This is a genomic window from Streptomyces sp. NPDC041108 (assembly GCF_055592645.1).
In genome coordinates, this window is record NZ_JBVIYK010000002.1 from 688312 (window position 1) to 707462 (window position 19151).

Here is a 19151-nt window from a genome sequence, read left to right on the forward strand (position 1 = left end):
TACTCCCCTTTTGGCGGAGAGATCAACACGAGGCTGCGAAATGAGCGGGAGGGATGGCGGGAAAGGCGTAACAACGAGCCCCACCCCTCACACGGGGTGCCGCCCCTGTCGCACCGCCGGGTAAACCCTGTGGCCGGTGCACCGGGTCCCTGGATACCGTCGGTGGCCCCGGCCGGCCGAACCCGCGGTCGCCATAGGCCCGGAGAGCGAAAGAAAGCCCGTGAACGCGCAGCGAGAGACGACGACCCTGTGGCGGCCCACCGGTCCCGTGGAGCTGGACTTGGTGAGGGAGTCGGGGTGGCGGGCCTGGCCTCCCCGGTTGCCCGAGCAGCCGATCTTCTACCCGGTGCTCAACGAGGCGTACGCGGTGCAGATCGCACGGGACTGGAACGTGAAGCACGACGGGGCGGGGTTCGTCACACGGTTCGAGGTCGAGGCCGAGTTCCTGCGGCGGTACCCGGTACGGCAGGCGGGCGGCGAGACCATTCTCGAGCTGTGGGTGCCGGCGGAGGAGCTGGCGGAGTTCAACGCGCACATCGTGGGCGGGATCGAGGTCGTGCACGAGTTCCGATGAGCCGGGCTGCGGGCGGCGGGGGACCGCCCGCCGCCCTCGGCACCTCGTCGCCCGGGTCAGCTCCTCACGGTCGTCGCCGTCCGGGACGGCCGGGGAATGGACACCGGCCGGCGGCCCGCACCGCGTTCGCCCGCGATCTCCAGCAGGACCCGCACCAGTTCGTCGTGGAGGGCGTCGCTGATCTCATGTGCTTGGGGGGTGTCGACGTGCAGCATGTTGACGTGGAGGCCCGTGGCGGTGCGGTGGAACCAGTGGCTGATGCCGTTGCCGCGGGCGGCCCAGACGTGCAGCATCGGCTTCCAGAGCGGGTGTTGGTGGCCTCCGGGGGTCCGGCGGAAGTCGATGTAGGAGAAGAAGTTCACCGGGAACGGCCAGTGGTGGAGGGTGAAGGACTCGGGGGCCAGTAGCTCCCACGCCCGTACGAAGGGGATGCCGGCGTGCCGCTGCAGCTCCCCGTAGGCCGAGCGTGCCCGCGCGATGGTGGCCGCGTGGTCGGCCCCGCCCTCCGCGACCCGGAACTCGATCGGCATCGTGTTCACGAACCAGCCGATGGAGTGCTCCCACGTCCCGTCCCCCTCGTCCGCCCGTTCGCTGATGGGCAGCAGGCCCCGGTACACCCCCGGCCCGCCGAAGCGGTGCTGAGCCGTCGCCGCGGCGGCCAGTACGGCCGTGAAGACACTGCCCCCCGACGCGCGGGCACCCGCCGCGAGGGCCTCGGTGCGGGGGGCGTCCAGCAGGGGGAGGGCCCGGTTGACCAGAGGGTAGAGGTGATCTTCCGGCACGCCCAGGTCGAAGGGGAACCGGGGGAAGAAGCCGTCGTTCCCGCGGATGAAGTCCTTCCAGTAGGTCAGGCGTTCGTCGTCGGCGCCGAGGGAGGCATAGCGGCGGCGCTGGTCGTCGCCGAAGGTCAGGTAGCTGCCCGCCGGGGGGAGCAGAGGGGTCCGTTCGGCGACGAGGTCGGCGTACGCGCTCTGGAGTTCGTTCACGACGACCGGCATGGACAGGCCGTCGCAGACGATGTGGTCGAAGCAGAGGTAGACGGTCGTGCTCGCCTCCCGGACCACCGCGCCCATGAGGAACAGCGGCCAGGACAGCGTGTCGATGCTCTTGAACGTCTTGTCGAGATGGGTGTGCAGGTCGTCCCCGGTGTGGAAGTCACCGACCCGCTCCGCCTCCAGGACGATGGATTCGGGTGCCAGCGCCGTGCAGTTCAGGTCACCGGCCAGGCGCCGGAACTCGCTGCGGAGCACCTCGTGCCGCCGTACGAGGAGCAGGAGCGCCGATTCGAGGGCCCCGACATCCAGGCTGCCCGTGATCTCGAAGGTCACCGTGATCGAGCTGGCGATCCCGTCGCTCGTACTGCGCGTCGCCTCGGACGACGAGTGGTGCTTGTCCTGGTTGAAGGACGCCGATTTGAGGGGGGCCGGAGAGGGCGCGGGGGAAGGACATGAGGCCGATTCGGGAGAGGAATCCTTTCCGTCACGGGGGGAGTTCTTCGTACGCAGGGACCAGGAGATGACGGTCCCGGGTGCGATGACGGCATCGGAGAAAGGAATCTGCAGCACTCGGGGGCTTTCTGTTCGTGACTTGTTGGAGTAAGACTTCGGGTTCGCGGGTTATTGGTTCGTGAATTCCGCCGGGGAGGGGGGGTCCGGGGAGGTGGGGGGGAAGGTGGAGGGCGGAGGAAATTGCGCGGAGTGGATCGTGAATCAAGTCAGGTGGGCCGAGAGGGAATTCACCGCTGTGTCGACGCCGTTCTCGGCCCGGACGAGCGGGGCGATCTCGCCCGCCCGGTGCCGCAGGTGTCGGTCCGTCACCGCCGTGCTGATCGCCTCCGCGAGTCCATGTGCCGTGAGGGTGCGGGCGGTGAGGGGGGCGGGGGCCACGCCCAGAGCCCGCATACGGGCCGACCAGTGGGTCTGGTCGCCCATGTGGGGGCACAGGACCTGAGGGCGGCCCGCGACGAGGGCCGCGCCGACGGTGCCGGCACCGCCGTGGTGGACGATCGCGGCCGTACGGGGGAAGAGCCAGTCGTGCGGGGCCTGTTCGATCGTCAGGATGTCTGGGGACGAGGAGCCGGAGGCGCCCGCCGCCGTGCCGATGCCGCCCCAGCCGGTCGCGACCACCGCCCGTACGCCGGTGAGCCGGATCGCCTCGGTGACCAGCGCGTTGTTGCGGTGGGCCTGGGTGCCGGCCATGCTGCCGAAGCCGATGTAGACCGGAGGCGGACCCTCGTCGAGGAAGCGGCTCAGCTCCCTGGGGGGTGTCCAGTCGGGGCGGGCCGGCAGGTACCAGAACCCTGTGGTGTGCACGGCGTCGCCCCACGCCGGGTCGACCGGTGTGATGTGCCGGCTGAACGACTGCAGGACCGGACGCCGCCCGCCCCCGGGGTCCCGCAGCCACCGCCTGGCCCCGTGGCGGCGCGGGGCCAGGCCCAGTTCGGAGGTCCGCCAGCGCTCCACCTCGCGGGACCGCTGCGCCGCTGTGACCAGGGCGTAGGTGCTCCGGTTGAGCAGGCGCGGCACGCGGGGGAGCGGGACGAGCCGGCAGGGGAACGAGCCGGACGGGATCCAGCCGGGCTGCAGCGCCACGACGACGGCGGGTACGTCCAGCATGTCGGCCACGTACTGGGCGGGGAACGCCGCCGAATGCACCACCGCCGCCAGGTCGCCGTGGTCGTGGGCGATGGCCGCCACATCGCGCAGCGGGGCGATCAGCAGCTGCTTGAGGCGTGCGACGGTCCGGGCGGCCGCTACGCCGCCGCGCACCCCCGTCAGGCCGCCGTCGGTGATCCCGCGGGTCACCGTCTCGCCGAGGATCCTGGTCGGACCGTCGTCGATCGCGGCGAATTCCACCCCGTACGCGGCGGCGTCGGACGCGTATGCGAAAGGAGCCGCCAATAAAGGGTGATGGCCGTGGCGACGCAACGCCACGGCCAATGCGAGAAAGGGTTGTACGTCCCCGCGAGTGCCGCATGCCGCCAGGAGAACCTTGCGCGGGCGAGCACTGGCTCCGAGGCTTTCCGACCCCGATTGTTTGGGCATGACCACGCGCTGAACCTAGCAGAAGAGAATTCGAACAAGTCTTGCGTGACAATGAGTTCGACGACTTCTGGAACGGTCATTCACGGGGTTGAGCGACGGGTGTGACGGTCAGGTCCGGAACGGGCCCGTCACCTCGTACGTGATGCCGCCCGACGAACTTCCGCTCGTGCCGCGCTGGCTGGAGAAGTAGAGGCGGCGGCCGTCGGGCGAGAAGGCGGGGCCGGTGATCTCGGAGGCGGACTGCCCTTCGAGGCGGAGGAAGGGGGCGACGATGTCGTCCGGGGTGATGAGACAGATCTCCATGGTGCCCCCGTCCTCGGCGACGTAGAGATCACCGGAGGAGGTTCCGGTGATGTTGTCGACGCCGGTGAGGGGAGCCGTGCCGGAGGTGACCAGGGAGTCGTCGTACGCCAGCTCGTAGGTCCCGGCGGTGAGGTTGAGCTGCCAGACACGGTTGTCGCCCTTGGTGGTGAACCAGACCGTGTCGTCGGCGTAGTAGCACCCCTCGCCCCCGTTGAAGGACTTCGACCCCGAGACCTGGGTGCGGGTGCTGGTGGGGGAGCCGTCCGGGTCGGGGACGTTCGCCCAGGTGTAGGAGCCGGAGGCGGCGGTGCCGGCGACCATGACCTGGAGGGTGCCCGCGGACAGGTCGCCCCATGTCGTGGGAACGAAGCGGTAGAAGCGGCCGTTCGTCTCGTCCTCGGTCAGATAGACCACCCGGCGGACCGGATCGGCCGCCGCCGCCTCGTGCTTGAAGCGGCCCATCGCGTCCCGGCGGACCGCGGCGGCGACGCCCCACGGGTCGGTCTCGTAGACGTAGCCTCGGTCCACCTCCTCGCAGGACAGCCAGGTGTTCCACGGGGTCCTGCCGCCGGCGCAGTTCTGCCGGGTGCCGGACAGGACGCGGTACGCCGACGTGACCGCGCCGGTCGAGGAGAACCGCACCGCGCTCGCGCCGCCGGAGGGGTTGATCTCCGAGTTGGAGACATAGATCCAGCCGGTGCCGTCCGCGTAACAGGCGCCGCCGTCGGGGGCGTTGTGCCAGGTGTAGGAGGTGCCGGGGACCGTCTGGCCGGAGCGGGCGATCACCCGGCTGGTGAAGCCGCTCGGAAGCCTGACGCCGTTCGCGTCGGCCGGGCCGAGCGCCCCGTACGGGCCCGCGCCGGGCTGGGCGGGCGCCGCGTACGCGGCGCCGCGCCAGAGAGTTCCACCGAAGGCGGCCGACGTGCCGCCGAGCACGGCCGCGCGCAGGAGAGTACGACGTTCCACTGTCGCTCCAAGGAGTACCTCGACCGGCCCGCCTGCCGGTCGGCGGCGGGGTCGCGCGCTGATGGACCTTAGGACACTCTCATTGACAGAGCATGGACAACTCGTGACTCTACGGCGGCGTTCCCCGCAGGCATACGGATGCGACAACGGGATGCCGGGGCGTGGCGCGCGACGTGCTCAGGCCGGCAGCGGTGGTGCCTCGCGGCGGCGCTGCCCCGGCCGCCCTCCGAACCCGTGTCCGTGCCCGTTGCCCTGGCCGTGACCGTTGCCGGGGGCGTGGCCGGGCTGCTCCGCCGACGGAAGGCGCACCACGGCGTCCAGCCCGCCCGTGGCCGCCTCCCTCAGTGTCACCTCCCCGCCGCTGGCGTGCGCGAGGCGCTGGACGAGGGAGAGCCCGAGACCGGTACCGCCCTTGGGGGCGCCGGGGGCGCGCCAGAAGCGGTCGAACGCGCGGGCGCGCTGCTCGGGCGTCATACCGGGGCCCTCGTCGGTGACATGGAGGTCGACCCAGTGGGGCCGGGCCTCGCGCAGTGCCCGGCGGGCGGGGACGTGGAGCCGTAGCTCCATGGTGACCGTGCTGTGGGCGGGGGAGGCGCGCAGGGCGTTGGAGAGGAGGTTGTCGAGGATCTGCTCCACGGCTCCGGGGACGGCCGTCACCGGGCCGACCACTCCGGCGAAGAGGACCAGTGAGACCCCGCCACGTTCGAACAACGGCCCCCACGTGCGGTGCCGCTCCGCGCAGATCGCGCCCAGGTCGACCTGGGCCGGGATGGCCGCCGCCTCCTCCAGACGGGCCATCGCCAGCAGGCCCTCGACCATCCGGGCCAGCCGGTCCGTCTCCGTGACGGCGGCGTCGAGGCTGGGCCGGGCGCGGCGGGCGATGTCCGGCTCCAGGTTCTCCAGCCGGAGCCGGAGCGCCGCGAGCGGGGTCTTCAGCTGGTGCGAGGCCTCGCCGGCGAACGCCCGCTGGGAGGCCAGCAGGTGTTCGAGGCGGGCCGCGGTCGTGTTGAAGGCCGCCGCGAGGCTGCGTACCTCCGGCGGGCCCGAGGTGACCACCACGCTGGTGGCCGTACCGCCCTCGGCCAGCCGGTGCGTGGCCTCCTCCAGCTGCCGGATGGGGCGCCCGGTCCAGCGCGCGAACGCGAACGCCACCGCGGCCACCCCGGTGAGCACCGCGAGCCCGGCCAGCGCCAGCAGCAGCCAGACCGCGAACACCCGGGCGTGCACCATGGTCGTCGGGAGGGTGACGCGTACGGCGCCCTGCGTGGTGACGGTGGTTGCGGCGGCGGCGGCGGCGGTCGTGGTCGAGGTCGTGCTCGGGGGCGCGGCCCGGTTCTGGTTCTGGTTCTGGATCCGGGGCGCGGACGAGTTCGGGGTCGGGTCGGCGACGGTGACCGAACCGGCGTCAGGGGCGCGGTCGTTGCCCTGGTCCTCGCCCCGGCCGGAGCCCGTGTCCGGGGTCGCGTGGCCCACCGGAGCCGCCACGGCCAGGTAGTGGACGCCGCCGGTCGTCGTCGTACGGACGTCCGTGGTGGCGCGGCCGCGGAGCGCGGCGGAGATCTCGGGCTGGGACGGGAGGGTCTTCTCCTCGTCGTCGGACAGGGAGTGGGAGGACGCCAGCAGCCTGCCGTCCGCGTCGACGATGACGACCTTCCCGCCGATGCGCTCGGCGCAGTGCCTGGCCCGCTCGGCGAGTTCGTCCCGACGGCCGGCGGCGAGCGACAGGGCGGTGTACGCGGCCACCGACTCGGCCTCGTCGTTGGCCGAGTTGACGATCCGCTCGCGTTCGGCCCGCGAGTAGACGAAGCCCAGCGGGATCTCCAGGCCGAGCAGGACCAGGGCGGCGAGGCTGAGGTAGCTCAGCAGCAGGCGTCGGGTCATGACGCCCTGGCCTCGGGCGTGCGATGCCTCCCGGAGCCCGCGCCGCGCCCACGGCCGTGCCCCTGTTCGTGCCCCGGGGGCCTGCCCCGGCCCGGACCCGAAGCCTGCCCGGGGGTGCGTACGGCCAGCCGGAAGCCGACACCGCGCAGGGTCTGGATCCAGGCCGGGTCGCCCAACTTGCGGCGCAGGGTGGCGACATGGACGTCCAGCGTCTTGGTCGGGCCCTGGTAGTGGTCGTCCCAGACGCGGTTGAGGATCTGCTGCCGGGAGTACACCGCGCCGGGGTCCTCGGTGAGCAGGGCCAACAGTTCGAACTCCTTCGGCGTCAGCGCGACGGGCACCTCCCCCACCCACACCTGCCGGGTCCGCCGGTCCACGACCAGCGGACCGGGCGGCGGCGGAGCCGAGCCGCCGCCGTCGTCGTCGGCGGCGGCCGGCCCGGAGGGGGGACGCGGTTCGGGCGGGGCCTGCTCGTACGCGGGAGGTTCGTAGGCGGGAGGTTGGGGGACGGAGGGCGCGTAGGCAGGGGGCTCGTGGACGGGAGGCTCGTGGACGGGGGGCTCATAGGCGGGGTTGCCGTGCGCCGGAGTGCCGTACGGCGGGCTCGTGACGGCGGGGGAGCCGTGGGGTGGGGTTCCGTAGGTGGGCGCGCCGTACGCCTGGCTTCCGTACGCCTGGCTTCCGTACGCCTGGTTTCCGTACGCCGGACTCCCGTACGGCGGCGCCCCGTCTCGGGTCGAGGCCGCGCGCGCTGCCTCCCGCTGTGCCCCCGCCTCCTGCGCCGGTGTCTCGTACGCGGCCGACCAGTCGTACTGCGCCCCATGCGCCCCCACGCCGGGACCGGCCCTGTGGCGGCCCGCGCCCCTGTCGCCGAGACCGGCCCCACGGCCCGCGTGCCCGACGGCGCCGAGACCCGGCTCCTCGTCGCCGGTGCGGCTCGCGTCGTCGCTCCCGGGGCCGCTCGCCGCCTCGAAGGCGCTCGGGGCGGTGAAGTCGTTCTCAGCCCCGAAACCGGTCCCGGCACCCACCCCTCCCTCGGCCACCACGACCCCGGCGACCACGTCGGACGCGGCACCGCTTCCCGGCCGCTGGTGACGACGTGACACCGCCCGTATGCGGGCGACCAGTTCGCGGATGCTGAATGGTTTCGCCAGGTAGTCGTCGGCGCCGAGCTCCAGGCCCAGGACGCGGTCGGCCTCCTCGCCGCGTGCGCTGAGGATGATGATGGGGACGTCGGAGGTGCGGCGGATGCCGCGGCAGACGTCGATGCCGTCCATGTCGGGCAGGCCGAGATCCAGCAGGACGACATCGCCGTGCGGACCTCTCAACCCGTCCGCGCCGGTGGCCACGTGGTGGACCGTCAGGCCGAAGTGCCGCAGCCCGTCGGCGAGCGGCTCGGCGATCGTCTCGTCGTCCTCGATGAGCAGCACTCGTACGCCCATGGCCGCCTGTCTCTCCAGAAAGTCGGGACAACACGGGACCCGTGCTGTGGGGCGCCACGCTACAAGACGCCGAACAAGAACGTAGGGGGAATCCGAAGCATTGTGAAATGGCCCTCAGAAACTGCTCGTATTCGACGGCCCGACCTGCAGCGAAGAGGTGTGTGGCCGAAATCTGTGGAAAACCTGGCGGCGCTTTAGTGTTCGCTTAACCTTCCTCTGGTCATCGCCACCCTACGGTCGTAAGTGCTGGTCGGAACCGCTTCAGGGAGGCAGGATGAAGGCGCTGCTGGATCGCGCCCGGTCGTTCAGGCGACGGGTCGACTTCGAGAGCGACGAATACCGGAAACTCGCCGTCGGGCAATTTCCCGAGGCGCTGTTCATTACCTGCTCGGACTCGCGGGTGATTCCCGCCCTGATCACCGGGGCGCGGCCCGGCGAGATATTCGAGCTGCGGAATGCGGGCAACATCGTGCCGCCGCACGACGCGTACGGGGCCGCCTCCGGCGAGGCCGCCACCATCGAGTACGCGCTGGAGGCGCTCGGCGTTCAGGACATCGTGGTGTGTGGCCATTCCCACTGCGGCGCGATGGGCGCGCTGACGTACGGCGCCGACCTGTCCGGCCTGCCCAGGGTGGACGCCTGGCTCGACTACGCCCGGCCCGCGCTCGAACCGGTACTCGGCGAACGCGGCGCCGACAGCGGCCGGGACGCCACCTCGTCGTCCGAGGACCCCGCCCTGCGCGAGGTGGTCCAGCTCAACATCCGCAACCAGCTCGCCATCCTGCGTGACTATCCGGGCGCGCGGCGGCAACTCGACGCCGGACGGCTCCGGTTGCACGGCTGGTACTACGAGATCGACACCGGAAGGGTCCACGAACTGGATGCCCACGGGGACTTCCGGGTGCACGACTCATGAGCGGCGCGCACGGACGGCGCCACGGCGCGGGCCCCCGAAGGGCCTTCGGCGGCAGGGAGTTCAGTGCCGGCCGGGAGTTCAGCGCCGGCCGGGAGTTCAGTGGCGGACAGGAGGTCACCGGCGGTACGGAGTTCACCGGCGGTACGGAGTTCAGCGGCGGCAAGGGGTTCAGTGCTGTCCCGCCGAAGCCTGACGGCCCCCCGGCCCCCCGAGCCGCGCCCCCTCGTGGCCGTATCGACCTCGGTACGGAGATCACCGCGTCCCTCGTCGTCTTCCTCGTGGCACTGCCGCTCTGTATCGGTGTGGCCGTGGCCTCCGGTGTGCCGGCCGAGCTGGGCATCATCTCCGGCGTGATCGGCGGTCTGGTGGTCGGCGCGGTGCGGGGCAGCACGCTCCAGGTCAGCGGGCCGGCGGCCGGTCTCGCGGCCCTCGTCGCGGAGACGGTCATGGAGTTCGGCGTCGCGATGCTCGGCGTGATCGTCCTCTTCTCCGGCATCCTCCAGATCGTGCTGGGCCTGGTGAAACTGGGCCGGATGTTCCAGGCGATCTCCCTCGCCGTCGTCCAGGGCATGCTCGCCGGCATCGGTCTGCCGCTGATGTTCAGCCAGCTGTACCCGATGTCCGACGCCAAGGCGCCGGGCACCCCCCTGGAGAACATGGCCGGCGTCCCCGGGCTGATCGCCGACACCGTCACCGACCCGCAGGCACTCGTCGCCGCCGGGCTCGGGATCGTCACGATCGTGCTGAGCTTCATGTGGAAGCGGGTGCCGGGGCCGGTCAGGAAGGTGCCGGCCGCGCTCGTGGCTGTCGGGATCGGGATCGCGGTCGCCTCCCTGCCGGGTGTCGAGGTGAAGACGCTCCAGGTCGGCAACCTGCTGGCGTCCGTGGACGTGCCGGGGCCGGAGCAGCTCTCCGGGCTGGCCAGTGCCGGGGTGATCACGGCGATCCTCACGTTCACCGTGATCGCGTCGGCGGAGAGCCTGTTCACCGCCGCCGCCGTGGACCGGATGCACAACGGTCCGCGGACCCGCTACAACACCGAGCTGGTCGCGCAGGGCGCGGGCAACACGATCGCCGGCCTGCTCGGCGCCCTGCCCATCACCGCGGTCGTCGCGCGCAGCTCCGCGAACGTCCAGGCCGGAGCCAAGACCCGGCTCTCCCGGACCCTGCACGGTCTGTGGCTGCTCGCCTTCGCGCTGCTCCTGCCGCAGGTGCTGGCGCTGATCCCGATCTCGGTGCTCGCGGGTGTCCTCGTGCACAGCGGGTGGAAACTGTTCGCGCCGGACGAGTTCCCGAAGATGTGGCGGCAGGACCGGGGCGAGTTCGCGGTGATGACGCTGACGACCCTGGTCATCACGGCGACCGCGCTGCTCGAAGGGGTGCTGTTCGGGCTGGCGGCGGGTGTGGTGCTGGCCGCGCTGCGCATGTCGCAGACCGTCGTCCGGCAGCACATCGAGGACGACACGGCGAAGGTCGTGATGGCGGGCAACGCGACGTTCCTGCGGCTGCCGAAGCTGATCGACGCGCTGGAGGGCGCGGCGGCCTCCGGCAAGCCGCGCATCCGGCTCGACCTGCTCGGGGTGACCCACCTCGACCACGCGTGCCGCAGCCAGGTCGAGGAGTTCGTGGCCCAGCAGCGGGGGGCGGGTCTGCGGGTGGAGCTGCTCATGCCGGACCTCACCGCGGGGGTGCCCGCGACGGCGGCCGAGCGGGTTGCGGACGTGGCGGAGGATCCGTCGGGGGTGTGGGACTACGCGACGGTCGGTTCGGCGGCGGTGGGCGGCACCGGGCCGATCCCACCCGGCTCCGGGCCCGGCCCCGACGCCGAGTGGTTCTACCTCGACACCCGCCCCCTGGGGCCGCGGGGCTCGTAGGCCGGGTGCGGGTCGGTGGGTGCTTGTCACGCAGTTCCCCGCGCCCCGGCTTTTCAGGGGCGCGGGGAACTGCGCGAGCAACCCCCACGCACCCGCACCCGCGCCCGCACCCGCATCCCCACCTCGCCCCACCTCCCGCAACACCCTCGGCGAGACTACGCTGAGATCCGATCCGAAGCGCTTCGGGAAGGCGGCGTCATGACCGGCGGCTGGAACGTGCACGACATTCCCGATCAGCACGGCCGCACCGCGGTGGTCACCGGCGCCAACAGCGGCATCGGATACGTCGCCGCCCGCGAACTCGCCCGCCGCGGCGCCCACGTCGTCCTCGCCTGCCGCAGCGAGCAGCGCGGGGCCGCCGCACTGGAGCGGATGGCCGCCGAAGTCCCGGACGCAAGCGTGGAGTTGATCCGACTCGACCTCGGGGACCTCGGTTCTGTGCGGGACTTCGCGGCGACGTACGCACGCGCCGGCGACCGCCTGGATCTGCTCATCAACAACGCGGGCGTGATGGCGGTCGCGCAGGGCCGTACGGCCGACGGCTTCGAGACGCAGTTCGGCACCAACCACCTCGGTCACTTCGCGCTGACCGGCCTGCTGCTGCCGATGCTCCTCGCCACGCCCGGCGCCCGCGTCGTGACCGTCTCCAGCACCATGCACCTGCGGTCGAACATCGACATCGACGACCTCAACAGTGAGCGAAGATACGGGCGTTGGGTCGCCTACGGCCGCTCCAAGACAGCCAACCTGCTGTTCACCCACGAGCTGGCCCGGCGGCTGGCCGCCCACGACTCCGACGTGGTCGCGGCGGCCGCCCACCCCGGTTACGCGGCGACCAATCTCCAGACGGCCGGAGCCGCCGCCGAGGGCCGCAAGGGTGTCGAGCGCTTCATGCGGGTCGGCAACAGCGTCTTCGCCCAGTCCGCCGAAGCCGGCGCCCTGCCCACGCTGTACGCGGCTACCGCCCCCGGTGTACGCCCCGACTCCTTCATCGGCCCGTCCTTCCTGATGTGGCGCGGCGCGCCGGGCCCGTCCAGGCGGGCGCCCTGGGCCCGCGACGACCGGGCCGGCGAACGCCTCTGGACGGCCTCCGAGCAGCTGACCGGCGTCACGTACGAGCGACTGAAGGCGTGACACGCGGACCACGGCTCGCTCGCGCGGCGCGCGGACCGCAGTCTCCCCCGCGTGACACGCGGACGACGGCACCCCCCGTGTCACGCGCGTCAAGGCAACCCGCGTATCACGCGCGTCAAAGCAACCCGCGTGTCACGCGCCCCACGGCCTCGCTACGCGGCACGCACCTCGTACGCCGTGATCCGTACCGTCTCGTCGTCCAGGCACTGCCCGTTCGCCAGGTCGAAGCGCTGCTTCAGGAGCGGTGAGGCCACGAACGGGCGGCCCTGGTGGCTGCCGGTGAGGCCGCGGGAGAGGACGGCGGCACCGCCGAAGGGGTCCCGGTTGTCGATGGCGTACAGCCTGCCCGCGCGGTCGAGGAACAGCGCGGCCTGGTTGCCGTCGGGGAGCAGGGCGGCCACGCCGCGGCCCGGGGTCAGCAGGGTCAGGTCGCAGACCGTGAACCAGCCGTCCGCCAGCCGCAGCTGGACCTTCACATCGGTCTTCTCGGGGGCGATCGTCATCGCTGGGCGCTTCCTTCCAGGACATCGGCGGGCCGCAGGCCGATGGACAGCAGCGGCAGGTCGGGCTTGATCTGGTCGCGCTCGGGGACGAAGCCGACGACCGGGTCCGGGGTGTCCGGGGCGTTGACGAAGGACACGAACCGGGCGAGCTTCTCGGGGTCGTTGATGGTGGAGGCCCACTCGTCCGCGTAGGCCGAGACGTGGTCGGCCATCAGGGACTCCAGCTCCTCGCAGATGCCGAGGGAGTCCTCCACGACGACGTCGCGCACGTGGTCCAGGCCGCCGGGGATCCGCTCCAGCCAGGTCGAGGTCCGCTCCAGGCGGTCCGCGGTTCGGATGTAGAACATCAGGAACCGGTCGATCAGCCGGATCAGCTGGGCGTCGTCGAGGTCCTGGGCCAGCAGGTCGGCGTGGCGGGGGGTGGCGCCGCCGTTTCCGCCGACGTACAGGTTCCAGCCGCCCGAGGTGGCGATGATGCCGAAGTCCTTCGACTGGGCCTCGGCGCACTCGCGGGCGCAGCCGGAGACCGCCGACTTGAGCTTGTGGGGCGACCGCAGGCCCCGGTAGCGCAGCTCCAGGTCGATCGCCATGCGGACCGAGTCCTGGACGCCGTAGCGGCACCAGGTCTGCCCGACACAGGACTTCACCGTGCGCAGGGACTTGCCGTAGGCGTGGCCGGACTCGAAGCCGGCGTCCACCAACCTGGCCCAGATGATGGGTAGTTGCTCGACGCGCGCGCCGAACATGTCGATCCGCTGACCGCCGGTGATCTTCGTGTAGAGACCGAAGTCGCGGGCGATCTCGCCGATCACGATCAGGCCCTCGGGAGTGATCTCACCGCCGGGGATGCGCGGGACGACCGAGTACGAGCCGTTCTTCTGGAGGTTGGCCAGGAAGTGGTCGTTGCTGTCCTGCAGGGCCGCCTGCTCGCCGTCCAGGACATAGCCGCTGGCACCGATCGTCGGGGCGAGGGAGGCGATGATCGAACCGACCGTGGGCTTGCACACCTCGCAGCCGTCGCCGCCCCTGGCCTCGTCGCGGCCGTAGCGGTCCAGCAGCTGCTGGTAGGTGTTGATGCGCAGGGCGAGGACGATCTCGTACAGCTCCTCGCGGGTCTGCGAGAAGCAGCCGCACAGGCCCTTGTCGACGACGACGCCGGACGCCTCCAGTTCGGCGGTGACCAGCTGGCCGAGGACCTTGACGCAACTGCCGCAGGTCGTACCGGCCTTGGTGCACTTCTTCACCTCGGGCACGGTGGTGCAGTTGTGCTCGGTGACCGCGCCGCGGATCGTGCCCTTGCGGACGTTGTTGCAGGAGCAGATGATCGCGTCGTCCGGCAGCGCGGTCGGGCCGAGCTGCACGGACTCCCCGGCGCCGGCGGGCAGCACCAGCGACTCGGGCGAGACCGGCGGGACGGACCCGGTGAAGGCCTTCAGCGTGCCGTACGCCTCCGCGTCGCCGACCAGGATGCCGCCGAGCAGCTCGCCGCCCGGGCCGATGACCAGCTTCTTGTAGACGCCCGAGCGGGAGTCGGAGTACACGACGTCCAGGCAGTCGGCGCTCGCGCCGTGCGCGTCACCGAAGGAGGCGACGTCCACGCCGAGGAGCTTCAGCTTGGTGGACAGGTCCGCGCCGGTGAACGCGGCCTCGTCGGCGGCGATCGTCGCGGCGGCCGTCTCGGCCTGCTCGTAACCGGGGGCCACCAGGCCGTACACCCGGCCGTCGGAGGCCAGCGCGCACTCGCCGATCGCGAACACGTTCGGGTCGCCGACGCTCCGGCACTGCTCGTCGACGCTGATGCCGCCGCGCTCGCCGACCGTCAGACCGCAGTCGCGGGCGAGCTGGTCGCGGGGACGGACACCGGCGCTGAACACGACCAGGTCGGTGGCGAGTTCGCTGCCGTCGGACAGCTTCATCCCGGTGACGGCACCCTGCGCGTCGACCACGATCTCCTGCGTGCCGACGCCGGTGTGCACGCTCAGGCCCATGTTCTCGATCGTGCGCAGCAGCGCGGCGCCACCGCCGTCGTCCACCTGCACGGGCATCAGCCGGGGGGCGAACTCCACGATGTGCGAGGTGAGTCCGAGACCCTTCAGCGCGCCGGCCGCCTCCAGGCCGAGCAGACCGCCGCCGACCACGGCACCGACCTCGGCCGTCTTCGCGTACTCCTCGATCGCGAGCAGGTCCTCGATCGTGCGGTACACGAAGCAGCCGGTGGCGTCCTTGTTCGGGACCGGCGGCACGAAGGGGAAGGAGCCGGTGGCGAGGACGAGGATGTCGTACTCGAAGACCTGCCCGGAGCGGGCCGTGACCTTCCTGGCCTCGCGGTCCACCGTCTCGGCCGGGTCACCGACGAACAGCTCGATGCCGTGCGTCTCGATGAACTCCATGTCGGTCATCGACAGGTCCTCGGGCGTCTTGCCCGCGAAGTACGAGGTGAGCGCCACGCGGTCGTACGCCGGGCGCGGCTCCTCGCACAGCACGACCACGCGGTGCGTGGCGGTCAGGCCGCGCTCGGCGAGCGCCTCCAGGAAGCGCTGGCCGACCATGCCGTGGCCGACGAGCACGATCGTGGGGGTGGGCCCCAGGGTGGCGGACATTCAGGAGCCTCCATCGTTGGTGAGCAGGTGGAGCAGGGGAGCGCCGTTCGCGGGGAGCGGCTCCGCTCCCTCCCAGGCGCGGGCGAGCGCGCCCACGGTGCCGAGTTCGCCGACGAGCACCCCACCGACCAGGCGGTCGTCGCGGACGACGACCTTGCGGTAGGTGCCGCGGGTGGCGTCCGCCAGCTGGATGACGTCGTCACCGGGCAGCGGCTCGGGCTCGCCGAACGCGGCGAGGTCGAGGAAGTCCGCTCCGGCGAGCGTCAGCCGGGTCAGGGCACGGGTCCCGGTGTATCGGGATGCGGTGTTCCCCGCCAGCAACTCGGCCAGCACGTCGGCCTGTTCGAGCGCGGGGGTGGCGAGCCCGTACACCGTGCCCTCGAACTGGGCGCAGTCGCCGATCGCGTGGATGCGAGGGTCGGAGCTGCGCAGTTCCTCGTCGACGATGACGCCCTTGTGCACGGCGAGCCCCGCCTCCTGGGCGAGACCCACCCGGGGGTGGACCCCGCAGGCGATGACGACCAGGTCCGCGTCGAGCGTGTAGCCGTCGGCCATCGACACCGACCGTACGGTCCCGCCGACGCTGCGCACGGTACGCACCCGCGTCTCGGTGTGCACCTCCACCCCGAGGTCGGTGAGGTGGCGGCGGACCAGCTTCGAGGCGGACGGGTCGAGTTGACGTTCCATCAGCCGCTCGCCCTGCTGGGCGAGGACGACCTGGGCGCCGCGCAGGGCGAGCGCGCGGGCGGCGGAGACCCCGAGGAGCCCGCCCCCGATGACGACGGCCCGCGCCCCGGGCCGCACGGCCTCGGACAGCCGCAGGCAGTCGTCCATGGTCCGGAAGGCGTGCACCCCGTCGGGGAACTCTTGCCGCTCCGGGTCCCAGAGGCCGCGCAGTGGCGGCAGCACCGGGTTGGAACCGGTCGCGAGGACCAGCCTGTCGTACGCGATGTCCGTACCGTCCGCGAGATGTACGGCTCGCACCTCGCGGTCGATGCGGACCACCCGGCCGTTCACCATCCGCGTGGGCTCGGCGGGGGCGGGCAACGCGATGACCTCGGGGGCGTACCGCCCGGCCAGCACCTCGGCGAGCAGCACCCGGTTGTACGGTGTGTGCGCCTCCTCGCCGACCAGCGTGGTGGGCATGCCCAGCTCTCCGAGCCGCCGGGCGAGACGTACACCCGCGAGGCCCGAGCCGATCACCACCACACGCTCATTCGAGGTCATGTCCTTGAGCCTGCGGTGCCGGTGTTACCCGACCGCATCGCGTCTGTTTCCCACGAGGAACGCTGCCCTCTTCGTGGCCCCGTGCGGAGTGTGAGGGGTTTCCGGAAGGGTGGGGTGGGGTGTGAGGAAGCCCGCGATCACGCTGCTGACCTGCCGATACGGGGGCCGGGCGGGCGTATACGGGAGGGCTGGGCGGAGCACGGGGAGGCGGGGACGCGGCGGAACGCGGTGCCGTAGGTCACGTCGGGCGGGCACCGTGGCGAAACATTCGGGGCGGGGTGGGGCCGGTCGGGGCGGGGCCGGGCGGGCCGGGGCGCCGAACCTCAGAAGATCCTCAGGTCGATGGACGGCACACCTATCGCGCCCCATAGGGTCACGTCCGTGCCCGACATATCGCTGACCATGGTCGTTGTCCTCTGCCTCGCCGCCCTGGCGGCCGGCTGGATCGACGCCGTGGTGGGCGGCGGCGGCCTGCTGCTCCTCCCCGCCCTCCTCCTGGGTCTGCCGAACGGCGCCTCGGCCGCGCAGTACGCGCTCGGCACCAACAAGGCGGTCGCCATCGTCGGCACCACGGGCGCGGCGGTCACCTACGCCCGCCGCACGCCCGTCGACGTGCGGATCGCCGTACGGATCGGCCTGGCCGCGCTGGCGGGCTCGACGGCCGGTGCCTTCGTGGCCGCCGGACTGAGCACCGAGGTCCTGAAGCCGGTGGTCATGGTCGTCCTGCTCGCCGTCGGCGCGTTCGTGATCCTGCGCCCCTCCTTCGGCACGACGGCCCCCGCCCCGGGCCCCGTCTCCGCGCGGCGCGTCCTCGCGGCGATCGGTCTCGCGGGTGTCGGCATCGGCTTCTACGACGGTCTCATCGGCCCCGGCACCGGTACGTTCCTGGTCCTCGCCCTGACCGCCCTGCTCCACCTCGACCTGGTCACCGCCTCCGCCACCGCGAAGATCGTCAACTGCTGCACCAACGCGGGCGCCCTCGCCATGTTCGCCTGGAAGGGCACGGTGTACTGGCAACTGGCGCTCCTGATGGCGGTCTTCAACCTCGTCGGCGGCACCGTCGGCGCCCGCACCGCCCTCAAGAAGGGCAGCGGCTTCGTCCGGATCGTCCTGCTGACGGTGGTGTTCACGCTCGTGGCGAAGATGGGGTACGAGCAGTGGGTGGCGTGAAGGGCGTGCGGGGCGCGACGGTCGCCGGGGGCGGCGGCTGCCGGTGATCAGCTCGGCCGACTCCCCGTGAGATGGGCGAAGACGACCACGTTCCCCTGGTAGCCGGTCGCCCGCGAATACCCCCCTCCGCAGGTGATGACCCGCAACTCGGGCCTCGTCGCCGCCCCGTACACCTTCTCGTCGGGGAAGTTCCGCGCGTCGTACACCTCCACCGCGTCCACGGTGAACACCGCCGTCCCGCCGTCCCGCCGTTCCACCTCGACGGTGGCGCCGCGCCTCAGCGCGCCGAGGCGGAAGAAGACGGCGGGCCCGTCGGCGTTGTCCACGTGCCCGGCGACGATCGAGGTACCCCGTTCACCCGGGCTGGTGCCTGCCTCGTACCAGCCCGCGAGGTTCTCCTTCGCGGCCGGCGGGACGTCCAGGCTGCCGGCGGGCGTGAGGCCGAGCCCCATCAGCGGCGCGTCCACGCGGAGGGAGGGGATGCGGATGCGGTCGGGCGGGGAGTGCGGCAGCGGGACGGCCCCCGGGGCTGCGGACGCGCCCCCCGGCCCCGGCGCGACACTCGGGGTACCGGACCGGAGGTGGGCCTGCGCGGCCGACGGCTGGGGAGGTGCGTGCGAGGCGGTGCCGCTGCGCACCAGCCACGCGCCGCAGAAGAGGGCCACCAGGGTGACCCCGGCTATGGCGGACTCGGGGAGCCGTCGCACGAGGATCTCCTCACGGCCGTGCGGGCGTTCGGAACGGGCCCCTGTTCCTCCCCTGCGGGACGGTCCCTTGTTCCTCCCCTCCGGGCCGAGGGGCATCGGACCCGGAGGGGAGGGGGACGGCGGTACCGGCGGACGGACGGCGGAGGGTGTCCGTCAGATCCCGTCGCCTCTCGCCCGGCGATGCAGGAGCCAGGTACCGCCCGCGGCGGCGACGGCCAGAGCCGCCACGCCCGCCGCGGTCTGCACGGGGTCGGGACCGAGTGCGCCACCGACCCCCGTCTTCACACTTCCCCTCGGATACGCCGGCGGCGCGGTGCGCGTACCGGTGAGCGAGACCACCAGGTCGCCGGTGACCCGACGGCCACCGTCGGCGCAGGTCGCGACGATCTCGTACGTCCCCGGCTGCGCGCTCGGCGGTACCTCGAACCGCCCGCCGAGCCGCTGCTGCCCGGCGCCGGACGCCAGCGAGAAGGACCCGGCGCCGACCGCTCCGGCGTCCCCCGTCGCCGTAACGTCCGCCCCACAGGCCGTCGTACGGACGGTGACCTCGTCGCCGGGGACGACACCGGTCGGCGAGACTTCGAGCCGCGCGGAGCCCTCACCGCCGTACGCGGGTGCTGCGGCCAGCGCCGCGAGGGCGACGGCGAGCGCGGTTGCGGTCAGCGGCCGGGCGGTACGTCGCATCGTGCTAGCTCCTCCGAGAGTCCTCCGTTCCTCTCCGAGGTAAGTGGCACAGCGGCTCACGCGCTTACTGATGGACCGTCAGAAATGAGGTGAATGGGTGTCAGGGGAGCAGGGGAGGAGGGCGGG

The 19151-nt window shown here is 72.1% G+C and carries 14 protein-coding genes and 2 pseudogenes; 5 read left to right on the forward strand and 11 right to left on the reverse strand.

The window, feature by feature from the left end; translation table 11 throughout:
* Positions 1–220: 220 nt before the first annotated feature.
* Positions 221–574: a hypothetical protein gene (locus tag ACZ6BB_RS08970; protein ID WP_471614607.1), complete on the forward strand. Its 354-nt coding sequence runs from the start codon at positions 221–223 to the stop codon at positions 572–574.
* A gap of 56 nt (positions 575–630) precedes the next feature.
* Here the strand turns inward: ACZ6BB_RS08970 and ACZ6BB_RS08975 are convergent, their stop codons facing one another.
* The 6 genes and pseudogenes from ACZ6BB_RS08975 to ACZ6BB_RS09000 all read right to left on the reverse strand — a co-directional run.
* Positions 631–2139, reverse strand: coding sequence for a condensation domain-containing protein (locus ACZ6BB_RS08975; protein WP_471614608.1), 1509 nt, complete (start codon positions 2137–2139; stop codon positions 631–633).
* A 144-nt stretch (positions 2140–2283) separates the two neighbouring features.
* Positions 2284–3618 (reverse strand): glycosyltransferase, encoded by a 1335-nt coding sequence (locus ACZ6BB_RS08980; RefSeq protein WP_471614734.1) that lies wholly within the window; start codon positions 3616–3618, stop codon positions 2284–2286.
* 108 nt (positions 3619–3726) lie between these two features.
* Positions 3727–4887, reverse strand: coding sequence for an alkaline phosphatase PhoX (locus tag ACZ6BB_RS08985; protein ID WP_471614609.1), 1161 nt, complete (start codon positions 4885–4887; stop codon positions 3727–3729).
* A gap of 177 nt (positions 4888–5064) precedes the next feature.
* A complete protein-coding gene (locus ACZ6BB_RS08990) occupies positions 5065–6768 on the reverse strand; it encodes a sensor histidine kinase (RefSeq protein WP_471614610.1) in 1704 nt (567 codons plus the stop codon).
* Positions 6765–7256, reverse strand: a pseudogene (locus ACZ6BB_RS08995) (winged helix-turn-helix domain-containing protein); the annotation flags it as partial. The pseudogene ACZ6BB_RS08995 and the gene ACZ6BB_RS08990, both read right to left, overlap by 4 nt.
* 681 nt (positions 7257–7937) lie before the next feature.
* Positions 7938–8210: pseudogene (locus ACZ6BB_RS09000) on the reverse strand (response regulator); the annotation flags it as partial.
* A 274-nt stretch (positions 8211–8484) separates the two neighbouring features.
* On the opposite strand from ACZ6BB_RS09000, the gene ACZ6BB_RS09005 reads away from it, so the two are divergent.
* From ACZ6BB_RS09005 to ACZ6BB_RS09015, 3 genes are all read left to right on the forward strand, one after another.
* Entirely contained in the window at positions 8485–9126 is a 642-nt protein-coding gene (locus ACZ6BB_RS09005; protein ID WP_471614611.1) for a carbonic anhydrase, read from the forward strand.
* Positions 9123–11000 carry a SulP family inorganic anion transporter gene (locus ACZ6BB_RS09010; protein WP_471614612.1) on the forward strand — a complete coding sequence of 626 codons (1878 nt, stop codon included), beginning with the start codon at positions 9123–9125 and terminating at the stop codon, positions 10998–11000. Before ACZ6BB_RS09005 ends, ACZ6BB_RS09010 begins: the two co-directional genes overlap by 4 nt.
* A 198-nt stretch (positions 11001–11198) precedes the next feature.
* The gene (locus tag ACZ6BB_RS09015; protein ID WP_471614613.1) at positions 11199–12134 is read left to right on the forward strand and encodes an oxidoreductase; all 936 of its coding nucleotides are present in this window, start codon (positions 11199–11201) and stop codon (positions 12132–12134) included.
* Positions 12135–12286: 152 nt separating this feature from the next.
* On the opposite strand, the gene nirD is transcribed toward ACZ6BB_RS09015, so the two are convergent.
* From nirD to ACZ6BB_RS09030, 3 genes are read right to left on the reverse strand one after another with little or no spacing between them, the layout of a single operon-like run.
* Positions 12287–12637 carry a nitrite reductase small subunit NirD gene (nirD, locus tag ACZ6BB_RS09020; protein ID WP_471614614.1) on the reverse strand — a complete coding sequence of 117 codons (351 nt, stop codon included), beginning with the start codon at positions 12635–12637 and terminating at the stop codon, positions 12287–12289.
* A complete protein-coding gene (nirB, locus tag ACZ6BB_RS09025) occupies positions 12634–15237 on the reverse strand; it encodes a nitrite reductase large subunit NirB (protein ID WP_471614615.1) in 2604 nt (867 codons plus the stop codon). Before nirB ends, nirD begins: the two co-directional genes overlap by 4 nt.
* Positions 15238–16464, reverse strand: coding sequence for an NAD(P)/FAD-dependent oxidoreductase (locus tag ACZ6BB_RS09030; RefSeq protein ID WP_471614616.1), 1227 nt, complete (start codon positions 16462–16464; stop codon positions 15238–15240).
* 381 nt (positions 16465–16845) lie between these two features.
* Here ACZ6BB_RS09030 and ACZ6BB_RS09035 point away from each other — a divergent pair, with 381 nt between their 5' ends.
* Positions 16846–17634 (forward strand): sulfite exporter TauE/SafE family protein, encoded by a 789-nt coding sequence (locus ACZ6BB_RS09035; protein ID WP_471614617.1) that lies wholly within the window; start codon positions 16846–16848, stop codon positions 17632–17634.
* Between the two features lie 47 nt (positions 17635–17681).
* Here the strand turns inward: ACZ6BB_RS09035 and ACZ6BB_RS09040 are convergent, their stop codons facing one another.
* Together ACZ6BB_RS09040 and ACZ6BB_RS09045 are read right to left on the reverse strand one after the other, a co-directional pair.
* Positions 17682–18341, reverse strand: a complete 660-nt coding sequence (locus tag ACZ6BB_RS09040; protein WP_471614618.1) for a class F sortase — start codon at positions 18339–18341, stop codon at positions 17682–17684.
* A gap of 153 nt (positions 18342–18494) precedes the next feature.
* Entirely contained in the window at positions 18495–19025 is a 531-nt protein-coding gene (locus ACZ6BB_RS09045) for a hypothetical protein (protein WP_471614619.1), read from the reverse strand.
* Positions 19026–19151 lie beyond the last annotated feature (126 nt).